This is a genomic window from Enterobacteriaceae bacterium ESL0689 (assembly GCA_029433525.1).
Classification (GTDB): domain Bacteria; phylum Pseudomonadota; class Gammaproteobacteria; order Enterobacterales; family Enterobacteriaceae; genus JAQTIF01.
Genome location: JAQTIF010000001.1, coordinates 1,143,810 through 1,155,634, shown reverse-complemented (window position 1 = coordinate 1,155,634; position 11,825 = coordinate 1,143,810). Strand labels below are relative to the sequence as shown.

Here is an 11,825-nt window from a genome sequence, read left to right as displayed (position 1 = left end):
GTTGATTTAAGCTACTAAGGAAAGGATTTATCTCATGGAAAATAATAATCACGCTATGCCACATATCAGGCGCACAACACATATTATGATGTTTGCTCACCGCTGTAGCTTTGACTTTCACTTCTTTCAATACCAGCCATTCTCCCCATTTACAGGTATTACGATATAGTAAGCTTTGTAACTTTACGTATCGAAATTTAATACCTGCATCTCGCAGAGTTTACTCTAAAACCACCTGACAACCCTGTTATCAGGCGGCCTGAGTCTTTGCATTCGAAAAAATTAATATACTGATTCTGCTATCAGTGGTTGTATTTTAATTTTTTTATACTATCAATTTCATCTTATGAGATTGAGGATTTACTATTACCTGAAATAAGAGGAAAAAATATGTCCAAGTTAAAAATTGCAACCAGCAATAATTGTCATGATTATTTTTCTACACAACGTAAAATCATTAATGTTAATGAAAGTAATTTCGTTGATGTTGCTGGCATCGTATTATCGATCAGCGATGTTGAAAACGGGAAATTAGACGAAATTATCGCGACTGGCTATGACATTCCTGTGTTTATCGCCACGGAAAATGAGGATAATGTTCCGCGAGCGTATCTGTCACGCATATCTGGCGTATTTGAACATAATAAAAACCGCACCACGTTATATGGCCGTCAGCTGGAAACCGCCGCCAGCCATTACGAAACGCACCTCCGCCCGCCGTTCTTCGGTGCGCTGGTTGATTATGTCAATAAAGGTAATAGTGAATTTGACTGCCCAGGACATCAGGGCGGTGAGTTTTACCGCCGTCATCCCGCCGGTAATCAGTTTGTTGAGTTTTTTGGCGAAACCCTGTTCCGTTCTGATTTATGTAACGCTGATGTGGCAATGGGTGACCTGTTGATTCACGAAGGTGCTCCCTGCCTGGCGCAACAACATGCTGCTAAAGTTTTCAATGCTGACAAAACTTACTTTGTACTCAACGGAACCTCTGCCTCAAATAAAGTGGTTCTGAATGCACTGTTGACACCGGGTGATCTGGTTCTCTTCGACCGTAATAACCACAAATCCAATCATCACGGTGCGTTACTACAGGCAGGGGCGACCCCCGTTTATCTGGAAACCGCCCGTAACCCATATGGTTTCATCGGTGGTATTGACGCGCACTGCTTCGAAGAACGCTATCTGCGTGAACTGGTCAACGAAGTGGCCCCAAAACGAAAAAATGATGCCCGTCCTTTCCGCCTGGCGGTCATTCAGTTAGGGACTTACGATGGCACGATCTATAACGCTCGTCAGGTCGTGGATAAAATTGGTCACCTGTGTGACTACATTCTGTTTGACTCCGCGTGGGTTGGTTATGAACAGTTTATTCCGATGATGGCGGAATGCTCGCCGCTGTTACTGGAACTGAACGAAAACGATCCGGGTATCCTGGTCACTCAATCAGTGCATAAACAGCAGGCTGGCTTCTCCCAGACGTCACAAATTCATAAAAAAGACCGTCATATCAAAGGACAGCCACGCTATGTGCCTCATAAACGCCTCAATAATGCCTTTATGATGCATGCTTCTACCAGTCCATTCTATCCCCTGTTTGCCGCCCTTGATGTCAACGCGAAAATGCATGACGGTGTCAGTGGCCGCAATATGTGGCGGGACTGCGTTACCAATGTGATCAATGCCCGTAAGTTGATCCTCGAAAACTGCCACCATATTCGCCCCTTCGTTCCGGAAATGGTGAACGGTAAGCGCTGGCAGGACTATCCGACAGAAGAAATCGCCAGCAGCCTGCGTTTCTTTGATTTCGTTCCTGGCGAACACTGGCATGCGTTTGAAGGTTATTCTGAACACCAGTACTTCGTCGATCCCTGCAAACTGTTACTGACCACGCCAGGCATTGATGCGCGTAACGGCGAATATGAAGCGTTTGGTGTCCCGGCCACTATCCTCGCTAACTTCCTGCGTGAAAACGGTGTGATACCGGAAAAATGTGACCTCAACTCTATCCTGTTCCTGATGACGCCTGCTGAGGATATGGCGAAGTTACAACAGCTTGTTGCGCTGCTGGTTCGTTTCGAGAAATTACTCGACGACGATGCTCTGCTGGCGGATGTTCTGCCCTCTATCTACCAGCAACATCAGGATCGTTATGCCGGTTATACCCTGCGTCAGTTGTGCCAGGAAATGCATGATATCTATGCCCGCAATAACGTCAAACAACTACAAAAAGAGATGTTCCGTAAAGCACACTTCCCTGGCGTCCGTATGCTTCCCCAGGAAGCTAACTACGCCTACCTGCGTGGTGAAGTTGAACTGGTACGTCTGGATGATGCGGAAGGCCGCATCGCGGCAGAAGGTGCTCTTCCTTATCCACCAGGGGTTCTGTGTGTCGTTCCGGGTGAAGTCTGGGGTGGTTCAGTACTGCATTATTTCAAAGCCCTGGAAGAGAGCATTAATCAGTTGCCGGGTTTTGCGCCTGAGTTACAGGGCGTCTACATCCAGGAACATAATGGTCAAAAACAAGTGTGGTGTTATGTGATCAAATCACGCGCCTAACCGATCAATCTGATCAAGAGACATCACTATGAGTAAACCTAGCGCAAATAAAATGAGTGTCACCCAGCTCACCATATTGACGATGGTGAATATGATGGGTTCCGGGATCATCATGCTACCCACTAAGCTGGCTGAAGTGGGGACTATCTCGATTATCTCCTGGCTGGTGACAGCCGTCGGTTCTATGGCACTGGCCTGGGCCTTTGCCAAATGCGGTATGTTTAGCCACAAACCCGGCGGCATGGGCGGCTACGCGGAGTATGTATTCGGTAAATCCGGCAACTTTATGGCGAACTATACTTACGCGGTTTCGCTGTTAATTGCCAACGTCGCAATTGCTATCTCCGCGGTCGGCTACGGTACAGCGTTGTTTGATGCCAGCCTGTCACCAGTACAAATTGGCCTGACGACTATTGGTGTACTGTGGATCTGTACCATCGCCAATTTTGGTGGTGCGCGCATTACCGGGCAAATCAGTAGCGTTACCGTCTGGGGTGTGATTATCCCGGTGGTGGGCTTATCTGTTATTGGCTGGTTCTGGTTCAGTCCGACCATGTATGCCAACGCATGGAACCCGCATGATGTGCCATTCTTCAGCGCTGTCGGCTCTTCCATTGCCATGACGTTATGGGCTTTCCTCGGTCTGGAATCTGCCTGTGCTAACGCTGATTCCGTGGATAATCCGGAACGTAATGTGCCTATTGCTGTTCTGGGGGGCACACTGGGTGCAGCTATGATTTACATTGTCTCAACCAATGTGATCGCCGGGATTGTGCCCAATATGGATCTGGCTCACTCGACTGCGCCGTTTGGCCTGGCGTTTGCCCAGATATTTACCCCGGAAATTGGTAAAGTCGTCATGGCATTAATGATCATGTCCTGCTGTGGATCACTGCTTGGCTGGCAGTTCACGATTGCCCAGGTGTTTAAATCATCATCTGATGAAAAATATTTTCCCAAAATATTCTCCCGGGTCACCCAGGCCAATGCACCGATTCAGGGCATGCTGATCATCGTGGTTATTCAGAGCGGATTAGCGCTGATGACCATCAGTCCTTCCCTGAGTAAACAGTTCGATGTTCTGGTAAACCTGGCGGTTGTCACCAATATCATTCCTTATGTTCTGTCGATGGCCGCAGTGGCTATTATTCAGAAACAAGCGAATGTTCCTGACAGCAAAGCCAGAAATACCACCTTCATTGCTTTCATCGGCGCGATGTATAGTTTTTATGCACTCTACTCCGCGGGTGAAGATGCGATGCTGTATGGTTCTATCGTGACTTTCTTCGGCTGGACATTGTATGGTTTTATCTCTCCCCGTTTTGAATTGATCAAAAAACAGGGATAATAATCCTCTCCCCCGACAACCTGCCATTGCCGGGGGATTTATCCCGCTTCTGAGACAGGAACAATACGATGACTTTATTACCCATTATTGCGATCATTTATGCTGTTATGGCGCTGGTATCGGCGGTAATCATCTGGTTTCTGACGGCCGCAGATAGCAAACAGATGCGCCTGCTGGCCTCTGTTCTGATCGGGATAACGTGGCCAATCAGCCTGCCGGTGGCTCTGTTTTTTTCCCTTATCAGAGTATGATGTGCAGTCACAGGGACTGCACTTTATTTTGACCATTCCCGTTTTACATCTGAAATCAAGGTGATCAGATATTAGCAATGCATTGCTGGCTGCCACTGTTGATTTACCGAGGGGCATGGATATTTTAATAATATTAAACTACATTCCCTTAATTTAATATTATATTAACGTTCCAACGTCATGCTAAATGACAGATATTTATAAAAATGAAATCGAATACGGCAAATAAATGATCTGTCTTGTTTCTGCTTATTTTTCATTAAAAACTCCTTTATTGTGAAAAATTCATCCCTGAAGGTATAATCGAATTGCATAAGACGATTGGACTTCAGGGCTATCTTGCTCCTACAGATGAAAGCCCTGAAGCCCTAATCCGTAGCAGTGAGTATATATTATGCTTAGTTTATAAAAAATGAAAGATCAAAACTGAACTTAAGACATTATAGCTTGTTAAGCTGGTAGGTAGAAAGCTAAGATACTAGCTTCCCTCTTCGAGGGTTAAACCGATCAAAACTGATCTTTTCAGTACAAAATCGAAACGTTCCCCGTGTCAACGGGGTCTTACTGACCCCATGAGCTAACCACTCATGGGGTTTTTTACGTTCACTGCCCGATCAATCCTTCACGGGCTGAATAACCGCATTGCGGCGCGTCTGATATCACCAGCACAATAGCAAACTTCGGGTTCTGATGCTGTGCAAGACACCACTGCTGAAGGGCATCACCGGTGAGCTGCTCAAACTCTGTCTTGTGTTTTTCCCACCAGCTTTTACGTACCCGTAACAGGCTCATCTCCCAGCCAAGGTCACCTGAAGCATAAGGAACGGGCTGCCCCTCGATCATTTTGGCCAGCCACAGGCTAACAGACTCTTCCGCCAGACGGGTAGAGAGATGATCAGCCATAAAGTTACCACTCTGACTACTATAATTGGTCGTAAAATTCAGCATCTGCTGGTCAGCAAAGGCGCGATCGCAATAGTATTTTCCCTCCTGTCTGGCACTGCTTTTGACCAACCCTTCCGGCTTAACGACATCATCACCGTACACAGACTCAATCAATAAACGGGCAGCCTGTGGCATACGGATCGCCCCCTGCTGCCGCAATACCTGCTGGGTCAGCCACAGGCAGCTATGATCCGGATAGACATAGGCACTATTACGCATCGCGCTGACTAACCAATCCTCCTGCGGCGTCGCACTCCACGCTGGGGCGAGGATCTGCAATACCGGTGCCTCACGTTCATCCGGGCCCTGTGTTTTTACCTGCCCCTGATCATCACGCAGATGACGCTGCAGACGTCCGGCACGCTGGATAAGCAGATCGATCGGCGCTAAATCGCTGATCATCTCATCGAGATCAATGTCAAGGCTCTGCTCGATCACCTGAGTGGCGATCACAACTTTTCCGCTACGCTGCATTCCACTCTGTTTACCGAACCATAATAGGGTGCTGGACTCTATTCGCTGGCGATCGCAAAAAGCAAATCGGCTGTGAAATAACAACGTATCCGCTACCGGTACCACGCCACGGGCGATAAGCTGACGATAACTCTTCACCGCATCATCCACCGAGTTACGTATCCAGGCGATACACTTTCCCTGCCTGGCGGCCTGTTCGATACGATCCAGACACACTAACTCATCATGCAACCAGGCGACCTTAACACTGCGCTCCACCGCTTTGCGCGTCTCAACCCGCTGGGAAATCACCGCTGTCGCCGTCGCCTGTGTCAGCCAGGGGTAGTCATCCAGCCCCAGTAGCGGTGCCTGAATAGTGCTCTCCGCTCCGCGTGCAAAAGCGGCAATCAGCCGATCCCGTTGTTGCTGAGACAGAGTGGCGGAAAGCAGGATCGTGGTGTTGCCATCACGAGCCTGTTTTTTAATTAATTCCTCTAAAATACGTCCCATATAGGCATCATAAGCATGGATTTCATCCGCCAGCAAAATTTTACGGCTCAACCCCAGTTGCCGCAGATTACTGTGTTTGAACGCCATCACCGCCATCATCGCCTGATCGAGTGTGCCAATACCGATATCCGCCAGTAACGCTTTTTTATTGCTGTCGGCAAACCATGCGGCACACCCCAGGCTATCCGGGGTCTCATCATCCGGCTCTTCTGAGCCTGCCAGTTCTCCCGCCTGGAACGCCTGGTTAAAACGATTCATTAAACTACGCGCACTGTGTGCCAGTATCAGACTGGGATGACTGTCCGGCTGGTAAAATGCCAGTCCATTTTGGGCCAGACGATCGTACATGGCATTGGCGGTTGCCATAGTCGGCAAACCCAAAAACAGCCCCTGCGCCTTATCTGCCGCCATCAGCCGATGTGTCAGTGTCAGCGCCGCCTCGGTTTTTCCGGCTCCCGTCACATCTTCCAGAATAAAGAGCTGTGGTCCGTGATGATTTATCGTCAGATCCAGCACTTTCTGTTGTAACGGGGTGGGATGCTGAATAAACGGAAACAGTGCATGGAACCCGGCAAAAGGCGCTACCGCCGCCGGGCGTGGAAATACCGTTATCGCCCGCTCCGCTTGCGCCAGTGCCTGCTGCCAGTAGACTTCTACCGACATTTGGCGAGCGACGCGCGGGAAAAAGTGGCTCGCCGAACCGATCCAGTCTGCCAGAACCACCAGCGCGGAAAGTGGCCAGGAGAGGTTTTTAATCGGCGCCATGCCTTCCTCTTCGCCCCAGCAATCAGGCAGCGTTATTAACGGAAAGAGCGTTTTGATCTCCATCAGAAAGTCATGGGCGGCCTCTCTGTCGTCAGGCAGAAAATTATTCACTTCATCATAACTTTCCGGTGGACGACCATGATGTCCGGTTACCACTGGCATCCATATCTCCATCACCCGCCGCTGTTGCCGGTGAGGGAAAGAAGCGGAGGGCAGAAGTTCAGCAATATCACTCAAATCAGACTGCCATAGCCAGTAGCCGAGAGCGGAATGGGAAATCTTCTCATAATGTTGTCGGCTACCGGCAGGCACCGGCAGATCATGATCGGTGTATAACTGCTGAAAAGAGCGGGCAAACTTACCGATATCATGCCAGCATAAAAGCCAGGCAAAAAATTGTCCGGCCTGCTGCGGGCAGGTTAAGCCAGCACGCTGTAAATAAGTCGCCAGGCCATAGATATTATGCTCCACCATTTTATAACCCATCGCCGCGACATCCAGCGAATGCCAGCACAGAAGATGGTAATCATCACCGCCCCCCTGCTCGCCACGACGGGTTTTTCCCCAGTAATCAAAAAAAGACATGTTAAAACCCTGGTTGTCAACTGACTCACCATTGTGATCTTTATGTATTTACAGGGTAAATAATGTGATTGATATCAAGATAATACACTCAGATCCTGACCCAGCAGGCGCTTAATTCTCATGCAAGCCACATTCCCGCTTCAGGCCAAAAAAACGGGTCTCTTCTTCTGACATACCCAGTTGCCATTTTCGGCTGGTATGTGTATCACCGACTGAAAGATAGCCCTGCTCCCATAAGGGGTGATAGTGCAGACCGTGCTGTTGCAGATACTGATACACGGTACGATTATCCCAGTCGATAATCGGCAGCACTTTAAAAACCCCACGCTGGACAGACAACACCGGCAGATGTGCCCGGCTGGCAGACTGCTCCCGACGCAGGCCGGCAAACCAGGTTTGCGCGCCGAGTTGCTGTAATGCCCGATTCATTGGCTCGACTTTGTTGATCTGATTATATTTCTCAATACCGGCAATCCCCTGCTCCCACAGCTTGCCATAACGTGCCTCCTGCCAGGCGGCACTTTCCTTCGCGCGGAAAACGTTCAGGTTAAGATGTAGCTTATCGGTTAACTCATCAATAAACTGATAGGTTTGGGCAAACAGATAACCGGTGTCAGTGAGGATCACCGGAATACCCGGACAGAGCTGATTGACCAGATGCAAACTGACCGCCGCCTGAATCCCAAAACTGGAGGAGAGCACATATTCACCCGGCAAGTTCTCCAGCGCCCAGCTCACTCGCTCTTCGGCACTTTGCTGTGCCAGTTGCTGATTGGTTTCTGCCAGCGCCCTTACCTGCTCTTCTTTTGAGAGTGCCTGTAACATATTAAGACTCAATACCGACATAGCTGCCTCACTTATTGCCAGAAATCCCGCGCCGGATCGCATACCGGTCGGATAATCCCTGCCCGCAGGGTAAAATCACCAAAGCCTTCATCCTTTTCCCGCTCTTTTGCCCAGCGCGCAATGAGCGGATCGAGAACCGTAATGATTTCCGCTTCGGTGATATTCTCTTTAAACATCCGTGGAATACGTGTTCCGCTACGGTTACCGCCGAGGTAGAGGTTATAGCGACCCGGCGCTTTGCCAATCATGCCAATTTCCGCCAGTAACGCACGACCACAACCGTTTGGACAACCGGTAACACGTAATACAATATACTCGTCAGCCACGTCATGCTGACGCATAATCGCTTCAATCTTATCGACAAATGAGGGCAGAAAACGCTCTGCTTCCGCCATTGCCAGCGGGCAGGTGGGAAAAGAGACACAAGCCATCGAATTTTCACGCTGTGCCGTGACCGCATTCAGCAGACCATGATCACGCGCCAGCTTATCAATCCGGGGCTTTTCACTTTCTGTCACTCCCGCGACGACCAGATTCTGATTGGCGGTAATGCGAAACTCGCCCTGATGCACTCTGGCGATCTCCAGTAATCCGGTTTTCAACGGCCGTCCCGGATAATCGAGAATACGGCCATTCTCAATAAACAGTGTCAGATACCAGTCGTTATCGACCCCTTTTACCCAGCCGATACGATCACGGCGATCGGTCAAGGTATAAGGCCGGATGGGGGCAAAAGTCATACCCGCCCGACGCTCCACTTCCGCTTTAAACGTTTCTAGTCCGACACGTTCGAGAGTGTACTTAGTCTTTGCATTTTTACGATCCGTTCGATTCCCCCAATCCCGCTGGGTGGTCACCACCGCTTCGGCAACCGCCAGCGTATGTTCAAGGGGCAGATAACCGACCTCGCTGGCAGTGCGGGCATAGGTTTTCCGGTTACCATGATCGATAGACAATCCCCCGCCAATCAGCAAGTTAAAACCAACCAGTTTGCCATTTTCAGCAATCGCCACGAAATTCATATCATTCGCATGTAAATCGATATCATTGTGCGGAGGGATCACCACCGTGGTTTTAAACTTACGTGGCAAATATGCCTGGCCAAGGATCGGTTCTTTATCGGGGATAGCGCTTTTCTTTTGATCCAGCCAGATTTCGGCATATGAATGGGTACGTGGCAACAGATGTTCAGAAATTTTCCGCGCCCAGGCGCAGGCTTCTGTATGTAATGACGATTCGAACGGGTTCGAGGTGCATAAGACATTACGGTTGACGTCATTGGCCGTCGCCAGTGAATCCAGTCCTACCGCATTCAGCATCTGATGCGCCGGTTTGACGTTCTTTTTCAGAATACCGTGAAATTGTAAGGTCTGGCGATTTGTCAAACGAATACTGCCATAAAGGGTATTCTCAGCGGCAAATTTATCTATCGCCTGCCACTGTTTTGCGCTAATGATGCCCCCCGGCAGGCGGCAACGTAGCATCATCGCATGACGCGGCTCCAGTTTCTGCGCTACCCGCTCGGCGCGAATATCGCGATCATCCTGCTGGTACATGCCATGAAAACGAATCAACAGAAAATTATCACCACTAAAACCGCCGGTGATCGGATCGTGCAAATCCTGTGCAATCGTGCCGCGCAGATAATCGCTCTCTGTTTTCATCCGTTCAGCATCGACCTGTTTGCCTTCAACCACATGTGAATCGGGGTATTTTTCACTCATTAATAGACATCCCGCTGATAACGGTGCGCCGCGCGCAACCCGGTTAAAAACTCATCTGCCGCCTCGGCATCCATCGCGCCAGACTCAGCCACCACATCCCGTAACGCCTGCTCAACATCCTTCGCCATATGGTTGGCATCACCACAAACATAAATATGGGCACCCTGCTGGATCCAGCGCCACAACTCAGCCCCCTGTTCGCGTAACTTATGCTGAACATAGATTTTTTGCTGTTGATCGCGTGACCAGGCCAGATCGATGCGGGTCAGCAAACCTGCTTTGACGTCACGTTGCCACTCAACCTGATAGAGGAAATCCTCGGTAAAATGCGGATTACCAAAAAACAGCCAGTTCCCGCCCTTCGCCCCTTCCGCTGCCCGTTGCTGCATAAACGCACGGAATGGCGCAATCCCTGTCCCGGAACCGATCATAATTACCGGTGTCTGCGGGTCGGCAGGCAGGCGGAAATGATCATTCTTTTCGACAAAGATGCGCACCTCCCCTTCTTCTGCCAGACGATCCGCCAGAAAGCTGGAAGCCCCCCCCGCCCGCTGGCGACCCGCCACTTGATAACGCACCACCCCCACGGTCAGATGGACTTCGTTACCGACTTCGGCCTGCGAGGAGGCGATAGAGTAAAGACGCGGCGTCAGTGGGCGTAGCAGGCTGATGAGCGCATCAGCATCCAGAGATACCGGAGCGCTACGCACCATATCGACCAACGGCGTGGAGGCCGCATAATGTTGCCGTTGCGTTTTATCCGTTAATAATGACAACAGCGATTCACTGCCGCTCAGCGTCGCGTAACGCTCCACCAGCATGGCGCTATTCACCGTCAGTTCATAATGCTGCTCCAGCGCTTGCGCCAGTGGCATCGATTGTCCTGCCACGTTGACCGACTCATCACCTGTCAGCGCGAGTAACGCCATCAGTTCACGCACTAACGCCGGATCATTTTGATACCACACACCCAGCGCATCACCGGGCTGATAGCACAAACCAGAATCGGCAAGATCAATTTCAATATGACGGACATCTTTTTGTGAATTACGCCCGGTAATTTTCTGATTCACCGTCAGGGTGGCCGTCAGCGGTGACGCTTTGCTGTAAAGGTTGGGGCTAACATGCTGTACCGTCGCATTGCTGACCGACCGGGAGACGGGAAGTTGCGCGGCCAGCTTCTCCACGATACGGGCACGCCATTCTGCCGCAATGGCTTGGTATTCAACATCGGCATCCACGCGCGCCAGCATCCGCTCGCCACCCAACTCCTCGAGACGGTGATCAAAGGTTTTCCCCGCCTGGCAGAATAGCGGGTAAGAGGTATCGCCTAAGCCAAATACGGCAAAAGCGGTATCGGTCAGCGCAGGCGCCTTTTTCGAAAACAAGAATTTATAAAAAGGTATCGCCTCTTCTGGAGGTTCACCTTCGCCTTGTGTCGAGGTGACAATAATCAGCCGTTTTTCGTCCGCTATCTGCTTAAATTTATAGTCTCCGGCATTTATCAATTGCACATTTAAGGGTACAGCTAATAAATCATCACGCAATGCTTCCGCTATCCGGCGGGCATTACCGGTCTGCGATGCCGAAATAAGCGTTATGCCTGCACTATCGTTTATCTGAGCAGGCGCAGCGAGTGGCTGATTTAACTGTCCCCAGAGATAACCCGCCACCCAGGCAAGCTGAGTGGGCGTTAAATCATTTATCGCCGCCTGAATGCATGATATTTGTTGCGGATTAAGCGGTGGCGATAGAGAAGGAGGGGCCTGTATCGTCATAAATTGTTATATCCCGGTCAATGAATTGTCTTGATTTGATTTGTTATTCTGGCTCTGCGCAGAG

The 11,825-nt window shown here is 50.0% G+C and carries 7 protein-coding genes and 1 pseudogene; 4 read left to right on the top strand and 4 right to left on the bottom strand.

The genetic code is table 11. The features are described from left to right. Positions 1-34: 34 nt before the first annotated feature. From speFL to PT300_05680, 4 genes and pseudogenes are all read left to right on the top strand, one after another. Positions 35-136 (top strand): annotated as a pseudogene (gene speFL, locus PT300_05695) (leader peptide SpeFL). A gap of 254 nt (positions 137-390) precedes the next feature. After that, positions 391-2,556, top strand: a complete 2,166-nt coding sequence (gene speF, locus PT300_05690; GenBank protein ID MDF7680130.1) for an ornithine decarboxylase SpeF — start codon at positions 391-393, stop codon at positions 2,554-2,556. A gap of 28 nt (positions 2,557-2,584) precedes the next feature. After that, entirely contained in the window at positions 2,585-3,904 is a 1,320-nt protein-coding gene (gene potE, locus PT300_05685; GenBank protein MDF7680129.1) for a putrescine-ornithine antiporter, read from the top strand. Between the two features lie 68 nt (positions 3,905-3,972). Next, positions 3,973-4,155, top strand: a complete 183-nt coding sequence (locus PT300_05680; protein ID MDF7680128.1) for a GhoT/OrtT family toxin — start codon at positions 3,973-3,975, stop codon at positions 4,153-4,155. Between the two features lie 603 nt (positions 4,156-4,758). Here PT300_05680 and cas3 read toward each other — a convergent pair. From cas3 to cysJ, 4 genes are all read right to left on the bottom strand, one after another. After that, a complete protein-coding gene (gene cas3 / locus PT300_05675) occupies positions 4,759-7,413 on the bottom strand; it encodes a CRISPR-associated helicase Cas3' (GenBank protein MDF7680127.1) in 2,655 nt (884 codons plus the stop codon). A gap of 111 nt (positions 7,414-7,524) precedes the next feature. Next, complete coding sequence (cysH, locus tag PT300_05670) at positions 7,525-8,259, bottom strand: phosphoadenosine phosphosulfate reductase (GenBank protein MDF7680126.1); 735 nt, start codon at positions 8,257-8,259, stop codon at positions 7,525-7,527. Positions 8,260-8,270: 11 nt separating this feature from the next. After that, the gene (gene cysI / locus PT300_05665) at positions 8,271-9,983 is read right to left on the bottom strand and encodes an assimilatory sulfite reductase (NADPH) hemoprotein subunit (GenBank protein MDF7680125.1); all 1,713 of its coding nucleotides are present in this window, start codon (positions 9,981-9,983) and stop codon (positions 8,271-8,273) included. Continuing rightward, positions 9,983-11,761: an NADPH-dependent assimilatory sulfite reductase flavoprotein subunit gene (gene cysJ / locus PT300_05660; GenBank protein MDF7680124.1), complete on the bottom strand. Its 1,779-nt coding sequence runs from the start codon at positions 11,759-11,761 to the stop codon at positions 9,983-9,985. Before cysJ ends, cysI begins: the two co-directional genes overlap by 1 nt. Between the last annotated feature and the right edge of the window lie 64 nt (positions 11,762-11,825).